The organism is Pseudarthrobacter sp. ATCC 49987, assembly GCF_009928425.1.
Taxonomy (GTDB): Bacteria; Actinomycetota; Actinomycetes; order Actinomycetales; family Micrococcaceae; genus Arthrobacter.
Window position 1 is genome coordinate 1041873 of sequence record NZ_JAABNS010000001.1, and the last position, 17811, is coordinate 1059683.

Here is a 17811-nt window from a genome sequence, read left to right on the forward strand (position 1 = left end):
GCTAACGCCGCACGGATTTTCCGCCCCCGCCCCTCCGCCGGCCCGAAGCCACTCCCGGGGCGGAAAATCCGTGCGGCTTCGTCGTTAAGTCGCCAGCCGCGGTCCAGTTTTGATGTCGTAACTAGACTTGGTTCCAAGTCGAAAGAGGTTTGTGAAAATGTTTGAGTCCGTACAGGGCCTGTTGGATGAGCATGATGCCATCCAGGCGCAGCTTGGGGATCCTGCTGTTTATGCTGACCAGAAGCTCGCCCGGAAGCTGGGGCGGCGGTCTGCCCAGCTGAACGGCATTGTCGAGGCTTACCATGCCTGGCACGGCATCCAGGATGACCTTGCCGCGGCCAAGGAAATGGCGGACGAGGACCCGGAATTTGCTGCGGAGGTGCCTGTGCTGGAGGCTGCGCTGGAGACGGCTGCGGCCAAGCTTCGCCGGCTCCTGATCCCGCGGGACCCGGACGACGCCCGCAACGTGATCCTCGAGGTCAAGGGCGGTGAGGGCGGCGACGAGGCTGCCCTGTTCGCGGCCGACCTGCTGCGGATGTACACCCGGTACGCGGAATCCCGGGGCTGGAAGACCGAGATGATTTCCGCCAATGAGTCGGACCTGGGCGGCTACAAGGACGTCCAGGTTGCCATCAAGGGCAACTCGAACGATCCGGCCGAGGGCGTGTACGCGCGGCTCAAGTTCGAGGGCGGCGTGCACCGTGTGCAGCGCGTTCCCGTGACGGAATCCCAGGGCCGCATCCACACCTCGGCTGCCGGCGTGCTGGTGCTTCCGGAAGTGGACGAGCCCGAAGAACTCGAAATCAGCCAGAACGATCTCAAGATCGACGTCTACCGTTCCTCCGGCCCCGGCGGCCAGTCCGTGAACACCACCGACTCCGCCGTCCGGATCACCCACCTTCCCACCGGCATCGTGGTGGCCATGCAGAACGAGAAGTCGCAGCTGCAGAACCGTGAGGCGGGCATGCGCGTCCTGCGCGCCCGCATCCTGGCGCACCAGCAGGAACAGATCGACGCCGAGAACTCCGCCCAGCGCAAGTCGCAGATCCGCACCATGGACCGCTCGGAGCGCATCCGGACCTACAACTACCCGGAAAACCGGATCGCGGACCACCGCACCGGCTACAAGGCCTACAACCTGGACCAGGTCATGAACGGCGACCTGGAGCCGGTCATCCAGTCGGCCATCGAGATGGACGAACAGGCCCGCCTCGACGCTATCGGCGACTAGTCCGGACCGCGCTTTGATGACAGAACGAACCGGGCTGAGCCTCGCGGACGCGGTCCGCGAGGCAACTGCCGTCCTGGCCGCCGCGGGGGTCCCGAGCCCGAGGGCCGACGCCGAACTCCTCGCGGAGCACCTGCTCGGCGTCGGGCTCGGCCGGCTCCGCGCCCTGATGCTGGGGGACACCCCAGCACCGGACGGCTACGGGGAACTCATCGCCGAGCGGGCCCAGCGCATTCCGCTGCAGCACATCACCGGTGTCGCGCACTTCCGTTACCTGGAACTGGCGGTCGGGCCGGGGGTCTTCATTCCCCGCCCGGAAACCGAATCCGTGGTGCAGCTGGTGATTGACTGGCTTGGCGACCGGAAGCGCCTGCAGGGCCTGGCGCGCCCCAAAGTCGTGGACCTTGGCACCGGTTCCGGCGCCATCGCCGGCTCGATCGCGCACGAGGTCCCCGGTGCGGAAGTCCATGCGGTGGAGTACAGCGAATTCGCCCATGCCTGGGCGGCGAAAAACTTGGCTTCTCTTGGCGTCCACCTCATCCGCGGCGATCTCCGCGACGCGCTGCCCGAACACAACGGCACCTTCGACGTCGTCGTCTCCAACCCGCCCTACATTCCGGCCGAAGCTGTCCCCAACGAACCCGAAGTGGCCCTGCACGATCCTCCCGAGGCGCTGTACGGCGGGGGAGCGGACGGCATGGAGCTGCCGACGGCGGCAGCGGCCTCCGCCGCCAGGCTGCTGGTCCCCGGCGGCTACTTCGTGATGGAACACGCCGAAGTCCAGGCCGGCTGGATCGCATCGATGCTGGAGCGCTCCGGGCTCTGGACCGGGGTGGCCACCCATCGTGACCTTAACGGCAGGGACCGGGCCACCAGCACCGTCCTCGCCGACCCGGCTGCCTGATGGTAACCGGGCAACACTCTCTGTGATGAAAGAATAGGCCAGTGACGACTAGCTACGATTGCACGGCAGCCGGGCAACGCGCTGCAGGACTTGAACACGCCCAGCGGGCCATCCGGGAGCACAAGTGTGTGGTCTTCCCGACGGACACCGTCTACGGGATCGCCGCCGATGCGTTCTCCCCCCTCGCCGTGACCTTGTTGCTGGCCTCGAAGGGCCGCAGCCGCAAGATGCCGCCGCCCGTGCTCATCCCCAGGCTCAATGCCCTGGAGGGACTGGCCACGGATGTTCCGGCCGAGGCCAGGCGCCTGGCCGAGGCATTCTGGCCCGGCGGACTCACCCTTATCCTGCACGCCCAGCCGTCCTTGGACTGGGATCTCGGCGACACCAAGGGCACCGTCGCCCTGCGGATCCCGGCCGACGACGTCGCCCAGGACCTGCTGACGCTGACCGGGCCGCTGGCCGTGTCCTCGGCGAACCGCACGGGGCAGGCGGCCGCGCAGACCGCCGCCGAGGCCGAAGCCCAGCTTGCCGAGTCCGTGGAGGTCTACCTCGAAGGCGGGCTCCGCCCGTCCGAGGGCGCCGAAGCGCTGCCGTCCACCATCGTTGATGCCACCGCCGTGCCGCTGCGGGTGGTCCGCCAGGGCGCCATCAGCCTGGAGCGGCTCCGTGAGGTCGTCCCGGATGTGCTCGGCGTCGGCGAGGAACCGGCCGCCGTCGAAACCCCGCGAACCCCTGAACAAACTGCCAACACCCCAACAGGCACCAGCCCTGAGAGCAGCGCAGCCGCCCCCGATGATTCCCCGAGGAACTGACATGCAGCCCAAAGTCGCCGTCGCGGCAGTAACCTTTGACCGCCATGAGGAACTCACCCTCCTCCTCAAGGGACTGGCCGGACAGACTGCCCCGATCCATTCGATCGCACTCGTGGACTCGGGTACCGTCCCGGCGACCGCGGTGGTCAACGCCGGCGGGGACAACATCAACTACCTGCGCTCGGAGGCGAACCTCGGCGGCGCCGGGGGATTCGCCTACGCGATCCTGGCTGCGATGGCCAGCGGCGCGGAGTGGATCTGGATGATGGACGACGACGGCCACCCCGAGGACGCGAGCTGCCTCGCCGAGCTGCTCAAGACCGCCGAGGAGCACCAGCTGGACATCGTCAGCCCGCTGGTTGCCGCCACGGCCGACCCCAACCGGCTCTCGTTCAACTTCCGGATCAACGGACTGTTGACCAATGACCGCTCCCGGCTGGCGCCGATGGGCTACCTTCCGGACATGGTGCACTTCTTCAACGGCGCACTGATCCGCACGGAGGTCTTCTACAAGATCGGCATCCCCGACGTGAAGTTCTTCATCCGCGGCGATGAAGTCGACTTCCTGTCGCGGGTCAAGAAGGCCGGCCTCAAGTACGGCACCCTGGCCACGGTCGCGGTCCGGCACCCCGCCACCTGGACCGAAATGAAGCCGCTCTTCGGCGGCTTCATCACCCCCGTCATTCCCGAGGGCGACTTCAAGCGGTACTGCTACTTCCGCAACCGCGGCTACCTCACCCGCAAGTACCGGAACCTGCGCTGGTTCGGCGCGGACATTGTCGGCTTCCCGTACTACTTCCTGAAGACCGGCGACCTCAAGGGCCTCGCGCACTGGTTCCGTGCCTACTCCACGGGCTTCCGCGGAAAGGGCTTCGGCTCGCCCGCCCAACTGATGTCCGCCAACAGCTAGGCCGGCGTGAAGAACCTGTTTGCCGTCGTCGTCACCTACAACCGTGCCGATTTCCTGCAGAACCTGCTCGAATCCTTCAGCCGCCTGACCACTAGGCCGGACCGGATCGTCGTGGTGGACAACGCCAGCAGCGACCACACCGCCGAGGTTGTCTCCCGCGCCATGGCCGCGGGCGGGCTGCCGATCCAGTACGAACGGCTGTCCGCTAATATCGGCGGCGCCGGTGGCTTCTCCCGCGGCGTCGAGCTTGCCCTCGGTGCCGGCGCCGAGTGGCTGTGGCTTATGGACGACGACGTCGAGGTCCTCCCGGGGGCGGTCGAGGCGCTGGACAGGTTCACGCCCGACTACTCGTGCATGATCGGCCGCCGTTACGACGCCGCCGGCAAGCCGTTCTTCTGGCAGCACCATTTTGTCGAGGCACTCGGCGTTTTCCTGCCTGTTGCTGGCGATGTCTTCCGCACGTCCGACGTTTTTCACACCAACGTGGGAAATTTCGAGGGGATGCTGATCAAGGCATCGCTGGCCCGGGACATCGGGTTGCCGGACCCCCGGTTCTTCATCACCTGGGATGACCTCATCTACGGGTGGCTGGCGGCGCAGCAGACACCGGTGGTCTACGTGAACGCCTTTGTCATCAAGAAAGTCCGGGCCCAGCGCCAGGTGGACCTCGGCGTGCGCCACCTCAACGATTCCTCCGACCTGAGCCGCCGCTACGTGATGCGGAACCGCGGCCATGTGGCGCAGTACCTGCGTGCCCATGGCAAGTTTAACCGGCTCGGATTCGGTGCCGGGACCGCGCTGACATATTTGAAGGAAATCGTGCGCCTGGTGCTGGTTGAACGCAGCATCAAAGGGGCCGGTGCCTTGTGGCAGGGATGGCGCGAATCGCGCGGAATCCTCGCCGACCGCAGCTGGGAACCGATGCCGCCGGTGCCCGCTGCGGCGGCCCCGGAACAGGGCTGAACCAGTTAGGAATCCGGGTGAACCAGCCCCCCGGGACCCGTAAGGACCCCGGTTTCCCGCGCGGTAGCGATTAGTATCGAGGGAGACCCGGGTACTGTCCGGCCGTTGTACGGCTGGCAATTTTTGAAACAGGCGCATGGCCGCCGTGGTAGTGGAAGTCGGTTGCAATCTCTGTTGACTACGAAATCTGAAGCGCACGAACCTGGCGCACTGGACGAGAAGAAGCCTCCGCTCTGGATCTGGATCCAGCTCATTCTCGACTCGATGTCGTGGGTCGTGGCGATCGTCCTGGCCCTGCTGCTGCGCTACGAAATGGGTATCCGGGAAGAGCAGCTTGTCAGTGCCATGGTCATCATGGCCATTGCCATCGTGGTGCAGGCCGTGGCCGGCTATGGCCTGGGACTGTACCGCGGCAGGTATCCCTTCGGCAGCTTCCAGGAGGCCAAGGCCCTCGTCATCGTCACCGTGATTGCGGCCGCCTCCATCACAGTGAGCCTGCTGGTGCTCTATGAGGCCATCGGGATCGGCCGCAGCGTCGGACTCATCGCCTTCCCGTTCGCCTGCCTCTTTATGGGAGCTGCCCGGTACGCCAAAAGGCTCTATGTCGAGGGCAAGAACCGTCCCGGCGACGGCGCCCAGAACACCCTGATCTACGGCGCAGGCTTCCTCGGCAACTCCCTGCTGACGCGCATGCTGCAGGACGCAGACTCGCCGTATTTCCCGGTCGGGCTGATCGACGACGATCCGACCAAGAAGCACCTGCGGCTCACCGGGGTCCAGGTCCTTGGCCGGGGCGACGACCTGCCGGCCATCATCCGGCGTACCCGCGCCACGGTGCTGGTGCTGGCCTTCGCCAACGTCGAGGCTTCCGTGGTCCGGCGGATTTCCGACGCCGTCGTCGGAATGAATGTCAGGGTGCTGGTCCTGCCCCCGTTGCGGGACATGCTCGGCGGCGGCGCGCCCCAGGGCTTCTCCGATTTCCGCGATGTGGCGGTCGAGGACCTGATCGGACGGCGCCCGGTCGACATCAAGGTTGATGAGATTGCCGGCTACATCAAGGGCAAGCGCGTCCTGGTCACAGGGGCCGGCGGCTCCATCGGTTCCGAGCTGTGCCGGCAGATCACTGAGTTCTCGCCCGCCGAGCTGATCATGCTGGACCACGACGAAACCGGCCTTCAGCACACCCAGATCTCCATCACCGGCCGGGGGCTACTCGCGGGGCGCGACACCGTGCTGGCTAATATCCGGGACGCCGCAGCTCTCCAGGAGATCTTCGCGGACCGCTGCCCTGAAGTGGTGTTCCACGCTGCAGCCCTCAAACACGCGCCGCTGCTGCAGCAGTATCCGATCGAGGCCTGGAAGACCAACGTCCTGGGCACCCTCAACGTTTTGCGCGCGGCGGAGCGCACGGGCGTGTCACACTTCGTGAACATCTCCACGGACAAGGCGGCCAACCCGACGACGGCCCTGGGACATTCCAAACGCGTCGCGGAAAAGCTGACGGCCTGGATGGCCCGCCACACCGGCCGGAAATTCGTCTCCGTCCGGTTCGGCAACGTGATGGGCAGCCGCGGGTCGATGCTGCCGCTCTTCACGGAACAGATCCGGGTTGGCGGTCCGGTCACGGTCACCGACCCCGAGGTCACGCGGTTCTTCATGACGATCCCGGAGGCGTGCCAGCTGGTCATCCAGGCCGGCGCGATCGGCCGCGGCGGCGAAGTCATGATCCTGGACATGGGGGAGCCGGTCAAGATCCTTGACGTCGCCCAGCGTATGATCGCGATGTCCGGCAAGAAGGTCGAGATCGTCTACACCGGGCTGCGGCCCGGCGAGAAGCTACACGAGGAGCTCGTCGGAACCGGTGAGCTCGACGAACGGCCTCTCCACCCCAAGATTTCGCACACGCGGGCCCACGAACAGGACCCGGCCGGGCTGAACCTCGATGTCTGGCTGGCCCGCTGCGAGGCCGAACAGGGGATCGATATCGCGTCCATCCCCGACGACGAAGCCGATGAACCGGGCGAGAGCATCAGGGCCGCGTCATGATGCCCGTCCTCCTCACTGCCGGCGTCACCCTGCTCGCGAGCGTCCTGCTTCCGTTTGCCGTCAAGCCGTGGCTGGTGAAGATGGGTGTGGTCGATGTTCCGTCGGCCAGGTCCTCCCACGGCCGGACCACCATTCGCGGCATGGGGGTGGCTGTGTCGGTTGCCACCGCCGTCGGATACGTGGCCGCCGTCCTCCTGGGGGCGGTGACGGTGGACCGGTCAGTCTTCGCCGTGGTCCTTGCGGTCATCGTCGCGAGCGCGGCCGTCGGCTGGATCGAAGATCTCCGGGGTCTGTCCATCCGTGGCCGCGCCGCCGCGCAGCTGGGGATCGGTGCCGCCGGTTCCGCGGCGCTGATTGTCCTCACCGGCCAGTCCTTCTGGTGGCTGCCGCTTGCCGCGCTGGCGATTGCGGCCTACATCAACATTGCCAACTTCATGGACGGCGTCAACGGTATTTCCAGTTTCCACGGAGTCCTCGCGGGTGCCGCCTACGGGGTCGCCGGAGTGCTGGCCGACCAGCCGTGGCTCACTGCGGGAGGTGCCGTGCTGGCCATGGCCTTTCTGGGCTTCCTGCCGTGGAACCTGTCCAGGGGTTCCGTTTTCCTGGGCGACGTCGGCAGCTACCTGCTCGGCGCCTCGGTGGCGGCCCTTGCGGTGGCAGGGTTCCTGAGCGGTGTCTATGTTGAATACGTCCTCTCGCCGATCCTGGTCTACGTTGCCGACACCGGCTATACACTGCTGCGCAGGATCAACGCGGGCGAACGGTGGTACGCGTCCCACCGCGAGCACGTCTACCAGCGGCTGACCGACGTCGGCTTCTCGCACCTGCAGTCGGCCGGAACCGTCGCAGCGTGCACGGCAGCCGTGATCGTTCTTGGATTCATCGCCGCCACGGCAGCCCTGCCCACTGTGGTGCTCTGCGTCGCCGGAAGCCTCGGCGTGCTGGCGCTCTACCTGGCGTCCCCGGACCTGATCCGGCACTTCCGACGGCGTCACAAAGTCACCCGGGCGCCCGTATCCTAAGGCTGCACGCCGGCACCAGGCGCGCAACCGGCCGGCGCCGTGTTCTATCTCGTGTAGAATTCAGGTGCGGGTTGACGCCGCGACTTCTGACCAGCACCCGCACCCACGACGATTGGGATCCCATGACCTCCAACGCCGATCCCGGACCCCTGTCCGGCAACGGACCCGTTGGTGTCTCCGGTCCCACAAAGTCCCTGTGGCTGCGCTTACTGGGGATATGTTCGGCCGTCAGCGGCGGCGCGCTGCTGCTGGTAGCCCTGGTGGCTCTGCTCATTTCCGGTATGGCCGCTGCTCTCTCCTGGATCTTCGGCGGCGCCCTTGTTGTGGCCTTCTTCGCCATCAGCCTGATGATCGGCCACTTCGCCGGACGTAACAACCCGTCGGGCGCCATCGGTCTCTTCGCCGCAACCTACTTCATCAAGGTGGTCGGATTTGCCGTGGTGCTTTTCGCCATCGGTACCCCTGACTGGCTTTCCCGGGGCTGGTTCCTGGCAGGCGCCGTCGTGACTGTGGTCCTCTGGCAGGCAGCCGAGATCTACGGTTTCAGCACCGCGCGGCTGCAGATCTACAACGACCCCGACACCCCGGAAGGCGGCACCGATGTTTAGCCGCAAAGAGCGCCACACGGACAAGCCCGTTACCCCTAAAAGAACCGCCGGTGCCCCCGGTGTTTCGGACAACGGACGCGACGGCGGATACAACGCCGGGATCGCCGTCTTCAGCTACATTGTTGGCGGAATCATGGTCTGGAGTTTGATAGGGTGGGGTCTGGATAATCTGTGGGGAACCCGCTGGATTGTGCTCGCAGGCGCCCTGCTTGGAGCCGCGGGAGGGTTCTATCTTTCTCATATGCACGGCCTCACCAGTTCGCGTAATTCGGCTGGCGGGGACACTGCTGCACGTGGCTCGTCCAAGGACGAGGATCAGTAATGCCAAATAATTTCACACGGGGAGTTTCTGACAGCAACGTCGACTTTCCCCGACCAACGCCCAATGATGGACACTGCAGAGAGGAAACGCGTTGATCGCGCTTGCGCTCCCGGCCCAAGATTCAGGACCTTTTACGCCTCCTGGAATTGAAGAAATGCACCTGCCGGCAATCCTGCCGTGGGGGGCGGCCGAAGGATTCTCCAAGCAGATGCTGCTGGTTATCCTTTCGGTCGTTATTATCGCCACATTCTTTCTGATGGCTGCCCGCAAGGGTCAGCTCGTCCCCGGCAGGCTGCAGTTTGCAGGTGAAGCCGCATACGGCTTCGTCCGCAACGGCATCGCCAAGGACATCATCGGCGGCAAAGACTTCATGAAGTACGTCCCGCTGCTGTTTAGCTTGTTCTTCTTCATCCTGGTGAACAACATCTACGGCGCCATTCCGGTGATCCAGCTCCCCACCTTCTCGCATGTCGGCGGCGCCTACGTGATGGCCGCGATCGTGTACGTCACCTGGATCGTCATCGGCGTCAAGAAGAACGGCCTGAAGTACTTCAAGCTGGCCACCGTGCCCACCGGAGTCCCGGGCTACATTCTTCCGATTGTGATTCCGATCGAGATCATTTCCAACTTCCTGGTCCGCCCGGTCACGCACAGCCTCCGTCTGTTCGCGACCATGCTGGCCGGCCACCTGATCGTGATGATCGCCGGTTCCGGCATTGAGTACCTGGTCACGCAGGAGAACCTCCTGCTCAAGGGCACCTCGATCCTTGTCCTTGGCGGCGCCATTGCCATGTACATGCTGGAAGCGCTGATCATGGTCCTGCAGGCCTATGTGTTTACCCTGCTGACCGCCATCTACATCGAAGGCGCACTGCACGCGGACAGCCACTAGGCACCCACAAACTTCCCCTCGTGGGATGAAGCAACCCAAACAACCTGCCGCACAGACGGCATCTTGAAAGGAAGAAATATGAACGGCAATCTCAACCTCGTAGGTTACGGTCTGTCTGCAATCGGCGGTGGTATCGGTGTTGGTCTCGTCTTCGCCGCTTACATCAACGGCGTCGCACGCCAGCCGGAAGCACAGCGTGTGCTCCAGCCGATCGCATTCCTCGGCCTCGCGCTGACTGAAGCTCTCGCCATCCTCGGCCTGGTCTTCGCGTTCGTTCTCTAGTCGTTCTTAGAACTCAGCGAACATCCAGAACCGAGTAGAAAAGGACGGGTGAATTATGAATCAGCTGATCATCTCAGCCGCCGTTGAAGGCCAGTCGCCTTTGGTTCCCAATCCCTGGGAAATGGGCGTCGTCTTCGCCGGCTTTGCTGTCCTCATGTACATCGTGGTCAAGTACGTTGTCCCGATGTTCGAGAAGACCTTCGCAGAGCGTGCCGAGGCCATTGAGGGCGGCATTGCCAAAGCCGAAAAGGCCCAGGCAGAGGCTTCCGCTGCACTCGAAGAATACAAGCAGCAGCTCACTGATGCCCGTGCCGAGGCCAACCGCATCCGCGAGGAAGCACGTGCCGAAGGCGCCCAGATCCTTGCGGACCTGAAGGAGAAGGCAGCTGCAGAGTCTGCCCGCATCACGGCGCAGGCTCACGCGGCCATCCAGTCCGAGCGCCAGGCGGCCGTTGTGTCGCTCCGCGCGGAGGTTGGCACGCTGGCCACTACGCTGGCAGGCCGCATCGTTGGCGAGTCCCTCGAGGACGACGCGCGCTCGGCCCGTGTGGTTGACCGCTTCCTGGCAGATCTGGAGAACCAGAACGCAGGTGCAGCTAAGTAATGGCAGGTGTATCGAGCGAATCGCTCACCGCGGCCTTGGTGGCGCTGGAAGCCAAGCTTCCTTTCGCCTCGCTGCAGTTGGCTAAGGAACTCTTCGGAATCCTGGGAACGGTGGACAGCTCGGCTGGCTTGCGCCGCGCCCTGACTGACCCGTCCCGCAGCGGTGACGAGAAGTCGGCGCTTATCAAGCAGCTCTTCGGCGGGAAAGTCTCCGCGGACGCTGTGGAAATCGCGAGCGGACTGGCCAGCTCGCGCTGGGCGTCCGCCCGGGATATCGGCGATGCACTCGAGACTCTTGCCGCTTCGGTGGTAATTGCCGTTGCTGAGAACAAGTCTGCCGTCTCTGCCTCAGGTATCAGCGGGCTGGAAGCGCTGGAGAACGATCTGTTCTCCTTCAACCAGGCTGTCGATTCCAACCACGAGGTACAGCGTGCTGTGTCCGAGCCGCAGGCGAGCCAGGCCGCAAAGGTTGTCCTCGCCGAAAAGCTGGTACCCAGTGCCAGCGAGGAAGCGAAGGTCCTTATCGGACAGGCAGTTTCGCAGCCCCGCGGCCTCAAGGTGACCAAGCTCGTCCGTCGTTTCGCGGAGCTTGCAGCCAAGCGCCAGCAGCGCTGGATTGCAACGGTCAGCGTCACCCGTCCGCTGACGGAGACGCAGACCAGCCGCCTGCAGACGGGGCTGAACGCCCTCTACGGACGTGAGCTCAAGATCAACATGAACGTTGACCCGGAACTGATCGGTGGCGTCCGGGTCCAGGTCGGTGACGAAGTGGTAGACGCTTCGGTCCTCGCCCGCCTGGGCCAGCTTCACCGCCAGCTTGCCTAACCAGCCGGACCAGCACAACTAAACGAAACGAAACCCCGGTCATCGTGAGCAACGATGATCACGAAAACAGGAGAGCAGGGACTGCAGATGGCCGAATTGACCATCAACGCCGACGACGTCCGTATTGCGTTGAACGAGTTCGCGGCGTCCTACGAACCCGGAAACGCAGAGCGCGTAGAGGTCGGCCGTGTAACAACCGCAGGTGACGGCATCGCCCGTGTTGAGGGCCTTCCCTCGGTCATGGCGAACGAGCTGCTTCGCTTCGAAGACGGCACGCTGGGCCTCGCCCAGAACCTCGACGTCCGCGAAATCGGCGTCATCATCCTCGGTGACTTCACCGGAATCGAAGAAGGCCAGGAAGTTCACCGCACCGGACAGGTTCTGTCCGTACCGGTGGGCGACGCCTTCCTCGGCCGCGTTGTCGACCCGCTGGGCGAGCCCATTGATGACCTCGGCGAGATCAAAGCCGAGACCACCCGTGCACTGGAACTCCAGGCGCCCGGCGTGACCCAGCGCAAGTCGGTCCACGAACCGATGCAGACCGGCCTCAAGGCTATCGACGCCATGATCCCGATCGGCCGCGGCCAGCGTCAGCTGATCATTGGTGACCGCCAGACCGGCAAGTCGGCAATCGCGATCGACACGATCATCAACCAGAAGGCCAACTGGGCTTCCGGCGATGTCAACAAGCAGGTGCGCTGCATCTATGTGGCCATCGGCCAGAAGGCTTCGACGATCGCGGCTGTCCGCCAGACCCTTGAGGACAACGGCGCACTGGAATACACGACCATCGTGGCTTCCCCCGCGTCCGACCCCGCAGGCTTCAAGTACCTGGCACCGTACGCCGGTTCGGCGATCGGCCAGCACTGGATGTACGGCGGCAAGCACGTCCTCATCGTGTTTGACGACCTCTCCAAGCAGGCCGAGGCCTACCGTGCAGTGTCACTGCTGCCCCGCCGCCCGCCGGGACGCGAAGCCTACCCGGGCGACGTCTTCTACTTGCACTCCCGCCTGCTGGAGCGTTGTGCCAAGCTCTCCGACGAGCTCGGTGCAGGTTCGATGACCGGCCTGCCGCTCATCGAGACCAAGGCAAACGACGTCTCCGCCTACATCCCGACCAACGTGATCTCCATTACCGATGGACAGATCTTCCTGCAGTCGGATCTCTTCAACGCCAACCAGCGTCCGGCTGTCGATGTGGGTGTCTCCGTTTCCCGCGTTGGTGGCGCCGCCCAGGTCAAGTCCATGAAGAAGGTCTCCGGTACCTTGAAGCTGGAACTGGCCCAGTACCGCGACATGCAGGCGTTCGCAATGTTCGCGTCGGACCTCGACGCCGCATCGCGCCAGCAGCTGACCCGTGGTGCGCGCCTGATGGAACTGCTCAAGCAGGGCCAGTACTCACCCTTCCCGGTTGAGAACCAGGTCGTCTCCATCTGGGCCGGCACCAACGGGTACCTCGACGACGTTCCGGTTGAGGACATCAACCGCTTCGAGACCGAGTTCCTGGACCACCTCAAGCACAAGTCCTCCATCCTGACGACGCTGGCCCAGACCAACGTCATGAGCGATGACACTGCAGAAGCACTGAAGACCGCGATCGTGGACTTCAAGAAGGGCTTCTTCGGCGAGGGAGACAACCTCCTGGTTGGTGCGGGGCACGAAGAACACGCCCCCATCGACGAGGCACAGGTCGACCAGGAAAAAATCGTCAAGCAGAAGCGCTAGTTTCGCTGGCAGGGACTGCCGGAACCCCACCGGGTTCCGGCAGTCCCGGCCATCGGGATCTTAGGAAAGGATAAGTATGGGAGCCCAGATCCGGGTCTACCGCCAGAAGATCAGCTCGACGACGTCGATGCGCAAGATCTTCAAGGCGATGGAACTGATCGCTACCTCGCGCATCGGCAAGGCCCGAGCACGCGTAGCAGCTTCACTGCCTTACGCAAACGCCATCACGCGTGCCGTTTCTGCTGTCGCAAGCCAGAGCGAAATCGACCACCCGCTGACCACCGAGCCGGAGCAGATCCGCCGGGCCGCCGTCCTGGTTATCACCTCGGACCGTGGCCTTGCAGGTTCGTACTCCGCGAGCGTGCTCAAGCAGGCGGAAGGCCTCAACGAGCTGCTCGTCGAGGAGGGCAAGGAAGTCAAGATGTACCTGGTCGGCCGCAAGGCGCAGGCATACTTCGACTTCCGGAACCGTCCTTACGGGCGTGTCTGGACCGGCGGCACGGATGCGCCGGAGTTTGCCACGGCACAGGAAATCGGCGAGGCCTTGCTGGCTGACTTTGCGACGGACTACGCAGAGGGAGGCGTCGACGAAATCCACGTCGTCTACACCCGCTTCAAGTCCATGGTCACGCAGGAGCCGACGGTTGTCCGTCTTCTCCCGCTTGAGGTTGTCGAAGAGCAGGCTGCGTCCGAATCGGACCTCCTGCCGCTCTACGAATTCGAGCCGGAAACGGAGCAGGTTCTCGACGCTCTGCTGCCGCGCTACATCGAATCACGTATCTTCGCCGCGATGCTGCAGGCAGCAGCTTCGGAGCTTGCTGCCCGCCAGCGGGCAATGAAGTCCGCCGGCGACAATGCCACGGATCTCATCAAGAAGTTCACGCGTCTGCGCAACACTGCCCGCCAGGCTGAAATTACGCAGGAGCTTTCCGAAATCGTGGCCGGTGCCGACGCGTTGAACGCGTCCTAGCCTCCCGAGCTTGGATCCAGCTGTACCTGCACCAAAGTAAACTTAACCCCAACGCCATCTACTGAGTGAAGTGAGAGAGATGACTGCCACTGCTACCGAACACGTAGCCGCGACGACCGGTGCTACCGGCCGTATTGCACGTGTTATTGGCCCGGTTGTCGACGTCGAATTCCCGGCTGACGCAATCCCCTCGATTTACAACGCACTCACCACCGAGATTACTCTCAACGGTGAGACCAAGACGATCACGTTCGAGGTTGCCCTGCACCTCGGCGACAACGTCATTCGCGCCATCTCCCTGCAGGCGACCGACGGACTTGTCCGCGGTACCGCTGTGGTGGACTCGGGTGCCCCCATCTCCGTTCCTGTCGGCGACGTCGTCAAGGGACACATCTTCAACGTCCTCGGACAGCCGCTGGACGTGGCTGAGTCGGAACTCGAGATCACCGAGCGCTGGCCCATCCACCGCAAGGCTCCCGCTTTCGCGACGCTTGAGGGTTCCACCGAGATGATGGAAACCGGCATCAAGGTCATCGACCTTCTCACCCCGTACATCAAGGGTGGCAAGATCGGCCTGTTCGGTGGTGCCGGCGTCGGCAAGACCGTGCTGATCCAGGAAATGATCACCCGTGTTGCCCGCAACTTCGGTGGCACCTCGGTGTTCGCCGGTGTCGGCGAGCGTACCCGTGAAGGCAACGACCTCTGGGTTGAAATGGAAGAGGCCGGCGTCCTCAAGGACACCGCCCTTGTCTTCGGCCAGATGGATGAGCCGCCGGGAACGCGGTTGAGGGTCGCCCTGTCTGCGCTCACAATGGCGGAGTACTTCCGCGATGTGCAGAACCAGGACGTGCTGCTCTTCATCGACAACATCTTCCGCTTCACCCAGGCAGGCTCCGAGGTTTCCACCCTCCTCGGCCGCATGCCGTCGGCCGTGGGCTACCAGCCCAACCTGGCTGACGAGATGGGCCTCCTCCAGGAGCGCATCACGTCCACCAAGGGCCACTCGATCACCTCGATGCAGGCCATCTACGTTCCCGCAGATGACTACACCGACCCGGCCCCGGCCACGACCTTCGCACACCTCGACGCGACCACGGAACTTTCCCGTGAAATCGCTTCCCGTGGTCTGTACCCGGCCGTTGACCCGCTGACGTCGACGTCCCGCATCCTGGATCCGCAGTACATCGGTCAGGCCCACTACAACACGGCCGTCCGCGTCAAGCAGATCCTGCAGAAGAACAAGGAACTCCAGGACATCATCGCCATCCTTGGCGTTGACGAGCTCTCTGAAGAGGACAAGATCGTCGTGTCGCGTGCACGCCGTATCCAGCAGTTCCTCTCGCAGAACACCTACACCGCCAAGCAGTTCACGGGCGTTGAAGGCTCAACGGTCTCCATCAAGGACACCATTGAAGGCTTCACCGCGATCTGCGACGGCGAGCTGGACCACATTGCAGAGCAGGCGTTCTTCAACGTCGGCGGCCTGGATGACGTCGAGCGCCAGTGGGCCAAGATCCAGGAACAGACCAAGTAATATGGCTGAGCTTGAGGTTGAGATTGTCGCAGCGGACCACTTCGTGTGGTCCGGAGCGGCCACGATGGTCAAGGCCCGCACCAGCGATGGTGAAATCGGAATCCTGCCCGGCCACTCGCCCCTGCTGGCGATTCTGGCCGAAGGTGAGCTGGCCATCCAGCCGGTCTCCGGGGACCGTATTGCAGTAGTTGTCGACGGCGGGTTCTTCTCCGTCGACAACAACCGGGTCGTCATTGTTGCTGACAACGCCCAAATGGGCGACGCGGCTACTGCGGGGATCCGCTAGCACGACCTTGATGAACGATACAGTTTTTCCGTTCATCGTCCTGGCAACGGTCTTTGCGTTGCTGGTATTTGCACTGTGCCTTTCCGGGGTGCGCCGCTTCAATCTGCGGCGCGCCCTGGGCACGGTGGACGCCTCCATTTGCACGGCTGGAAACAGCTGGCAGATGGGGGTTTGTCGTTATCAGGACAACGACCTCGAGTGGTTCCGCCTTGCCTCGCTGAGCATGCGGCCGAAGCACACCTTCCGCCGCAGTTCGCTTGAGCTGATCGGCCGGCACAAGCCCACTGAATCCGAGCTCGTCAAAGTCCAGCCCGAAGCCGTTATCGTCGAGCTCCGGTACGAGGGGCAGGACGTCCTGCTCGCAATGAGGTTCGACGCCTATACCGGACTTTCCTCCTGGCTTGAGGCCGGGCCGGTCATCGGCGTCGGCACCTGGCGCTAGCCCCGGTGGACTTCGTCGAAGACCTCCGGCTTGTCGATGGGCCGGTGCTCTGGTTTTCCTGGGCTGCCGGCGCTGCCGGCGTGGCCTACTTCCTCTGGCAGGGAGGATGGCACCGCGCCCGCCGCACCACCGCCCCACGCTGGCTGGCCCTCCTGCTTCCCTTCGCCGCCTGCGTCCTGGGTGCCGCCGCGCTGCTTGCCGGTGCCCACTGGCTGATGATCTATGTCTTCTCGGTCTTCCCCGGTGAACTTCCGGCCGAGGTCCTGGCCTGGTCCCTGCCCGCGGTCACGGCGCTGCTGCTGTGGATCGTGCTCCTGTGGAGGGCCTGGCGGCCCGCCGGCCCCCGCACGCCTGGATCCCTGCCCGCCGGGCAGGAGGGCGGCCGGCACCCCGTGCGCACGACGGCGGCGTCCACGGCCGCCCTGCTCGGCGTCCTCCTGCTCTCCGCCGTCCAGATCAACGGCTACTTTGGCCTCAACCACACGGTGAGCGACCTGACCGGAACCGCCGTGGCGCGGATCAAGCCGCTGGAAGACGGGCTGAAGCGGGTCCCTGGGGCCGCAGCAGGCCTCCGCCTGTCCGAGTGGAACCCGCCCGCGGAAATGCCCGACGGCGGTGTGCTGCGGCGCGCCGGAATCCCCGGCACCGCCTCGGGCTTCCAGAGCCGCGAGGCCTACATCTATCTGCCGCCGGCGTACCGGGCCACGCCCCGGCCGGCCCTGCCGGTCCTGGTCCTTCTCGCCGGCCAGCCCGGCGCCCCCGCGGACTGGCTCACCGGGGGTGCACTGCGCAGCCGGATGGACCGGTACGCGGCAGCGCACCACGGCGTGGCTCCGGTGGTGGTCGTTGTGGACCCCAACGGTTCCGCCGCGGGCAACACCCTCTGCATGGACAGCAGGATCGCCCGGGCCGACACATTCCTGGCCGTGGACGTGCCGGCCTGGATCAACCAGACACTGGACGTGGACCCCGACCCCAGGCAGTGGGCGGCCGGCGGATTCTCCTTCGGCGCTACCTGTGCGATGCAGATGGTGACCCGTCATCCGGACGTCTACAGCTCTGCCCTTGCCTTCTCGAGCGAGAAGGAGCCCGCCCTCGCCAAGGAGCGGGACAAGACCATTGCAGCCTCCTTTGGCGGTGACACCGAAGCCTTTGACCGCCAGACTCCGCTGCGGCTCATGCGGGACCACCGCTTTGACGGGCGCGCCATCTACTTTGGTGCCGGCGAGCGGGACCCCGAATTCATCGGCTACATGGACCTTCTGTCCGGGGCCGCGCGCGCCGCCGGGTTCACTGTGGAGACCCGCCGGATACCGGGCGCCGGGCACTCCTGGGAGACCGGGTCCAAAGGGCTTCCCGGCGGCCTCGACTTCCTGGCGTCCCGCTGGGGGATCACCCAGTGAGCCAGGCGGAAACGGCACAGCGACGGGGGTCCGG

19 protein-coding genes are annotated in these 17811 nt (G+C 64.6%); all 19 read left to right on the forward strand.

What is annotated here, in order from left to right; genetic code table 11:
- Positions 1–157: 157 nt before the first annotated feature.
- The 19 genes from prfA to GXK59_RS04945 all read left to right on the forward strand — a co-directional run bounded on the left by prfA (position 158) and on the right by GXK59_RS04945 (position 17777).
- The gene (prfA, locus tag GXK59_RS04855; RefSeq protein WP_160664832.1) at positions 158–1231 is read left to right on the forward strand and encodes a peptide chain release factor 1; all 1074 of its coding nucleotides are present in this window, start codon (positions 158–160) and stop codon (positions 1229–1231) included.
- 16 nt (positions 1232–1247) lie between these two features.
- The gene (gene prmC / locus GXK59_RS04860) at positions 1248–2132 is read left to right on the forward strand and encodes a peptide chain release factor N(5)-glutamine methyltransferase (RefSeq protein WP_160664834.1); all 885 of its coding nucleotides are present in this window, start codon (positions 1248–1250) and stop codon (positions 2130–2132) included.
- A gap of 41 nt (positions 2133–2173) precedes the next feature.
- Positions 2174–2944 carry an L-threonylcarbamoyladenylate synthase gene (locus tag GXK59_RS04865; protein WP_237393788.1) on the forward strand — a complete coding sequence of 257 codons (771 nt, stop codon included), beginning with the start codon at positions 2174–2176 and terminating at the stop codon, positions 2942–2944.
- Between the two features lies 1 nt (position 2945).
- Entirely contained in the window at positions 2946–3854 is a 909-nt protein-coding gene (locus GXK59_RS04870) for a glycosyltransferase (protein WP_160664836.1), read from the forward strand.
- Positions 3855–3860: 6 nt separating this feature from the next.
- Positions 3861–4817 carry a glycosyltransferase gene (locus tag GXK59_RS04875; RefSeq protein ID WP_160664838.1) on the forward strand — a complete coding sequence of 319 codons (957 nt, stop codon included), beginning with the start codon at positions 3861–3863 and terminating at the stop codon, positions 4815–4817.
- A 174-nt stretch (positions 4818–4991) separates the two neighbouring features.
- A complete protein-coding gene (locus tag GXK59_RS04880) occupies positions 4992–6863 on the forward strand; it encodes a nucleoside-diphosphate sugar epimerase/dehydratase (protein WP_160664840.1) in 1872 nt (623 codons plus the stop codon).
- Complete coding sequence (locus GXK59_RS04885; protein WP_160664842.1) at positions 6860–7885, forward strand: MraY family glycosyltransferase; 1026 nt, start codon at positions 6860–6862, stop codon at positions 7883–7885. Before GXK59_RS04880 ends, GXK59_RS04885 begins: the two co-directional genes overlap by 4 nt.
- 122 nt (positions 7886–8007) lie before the next feature.
- The gene (locus GXK59_RS04890) at positions 8008–8493 is read left to right on the forward strand and encodes a hypothetical protein (protein WP_160668996.1); all 486 of its coding nucleotides are present in this window, start codon (positions 8008–8010) and stop codon (positions 8491–8493) included.
- Positions 8486–8815 (forward strand): hypothetical protein, encoded by a 330-nt coding sequence (locus GXK59_RS04895; RefSeq protein ID WP_160664844.1) that lies wholly within the window; start codon positions 8486–8488, stop codon positions 8813–8815. Before GXK59_RS04890 ends, GXK59_RS04895 begins: the two co-directional genes overlap by 8 nt.
- A gap of 91 nt (positions 8816–8906) precedes the next feature.
- Positions 8907–9707 (forward strand): F0F1 ATP synthase subunit A, encoded by an 801-nt coding sequence (atpB, locus tag GXK59_RS04900; protein ID WP_160664846.1) that lies wholly within the window; start codon positions 8907–8909, stop codon positions 9705–9707.
- Between the two features lie 78 nt (positions 9708–9785).
- Positions 9786–9989 (forward strand): ATP synthase F0 subunit C, encoded by a 204-nt coding sequence (atpE, locus tag GXK59_RS04905; RefSeq protein ID WP_160664848.1) that lies wholly within the window; start codon positions 9786–9788, stop codon positions 9987–9989.
- Positions 9990–10044: 55 nt separating this feature from the next.
- Positions 10045–10593 (forward strand): F0F1 ATP synthase subunit B, encoded by a 549-nt coding sequence (locus tag GXK59_RS04910; protein WP_160664850.1) that lies wholly within the window; start codon positions 10045–10047, stop codon positions 10591–10593.
- Positions 10593–11417, forward strand: coding sequence for a F0F1 ATP synthase subunit delta (locus GXK59_RS04915; RefSeq protein ID WP_160664851.1), 825 nt, complete (start codon positions 10593–10595; stop codon positions 11415–11417). The genes GXK59_RS04910 and GXK59_RS04915 overlap by 1 nt, the downstream gene beginning before the upstream one ends.
- Positions 11418–11504: 87 nt before the next feature.
- Complete coding sequence (atpA, locus tag GXK59_RS04920) at positions 11505–13142, forward strand: F0F1 ATP synthase subunit alpha (RefSeq protein WP_160668997.1); 1638 nt, start codon at positions 11505–11507, stop codon at positions 13140–13142.
- Between the two features lie 76 nt (positions 13143–13218).
- A complete protein-coding gene (locus tag GXK59_RS04925) occupies positions 13219–14112 on the forward strand; it encodes a F0F1 ATP synthase subunit gamma (protein WP_160664853.1) in 894 nt (297 codons plus the stop codon).
- 79 nt (positions 14113–14191) lie between these two features.
- Positions 14192–15646 (forward strand): F0F1 ATP synthase subunit beta, encoded by a 1455-nt coding sequence (atpD, locus tag GXK59_RS04930; protein WP_160664855.1) that lies wholly within the window; start codon positions 14192–14194, stop codon positions 15644–15646.
- Position 15647: 1 nt separating this feature from the next.
- The gene (locus GXK59_RS04935; RefSeq protein WP_024366377.1) at positions 15648–15932 is read left to right on the forward strand and encodes a F0F1 ATP synthase subunit epsilon; all 285 of its coding nucleotides are present in this window, start codon (positions 15648–15650) and stop codon (positions 15930–15932) included.
- Between the two features lie 10 nt (positions 15933–15942).
- The gene (locus GXK59_RS04940; protein WP_160664857.1) at positions 15943–16374 is read left to right on the forward strand and encodes a DUF2550 domain-containing protein; all 432 of its coding nucleotides are present in this window, start codon (positions 15943–15945) and stop codon (positions 16372–16374) included.
- Positions 16375–16379: 5 nt separating this feature from the next.
- Positions 16380–17777, forward strand: coding sequence for an alpha/beta hydrolase (locus GXK59_RS04945; protein WP_160664859.1), 1398 nt, complete (start codon positions 16380–16382; stop codon positions 17775–17777).
- The last annotated feature ends 34 nt before the right edge of the window (positions 17778–17811 follow it).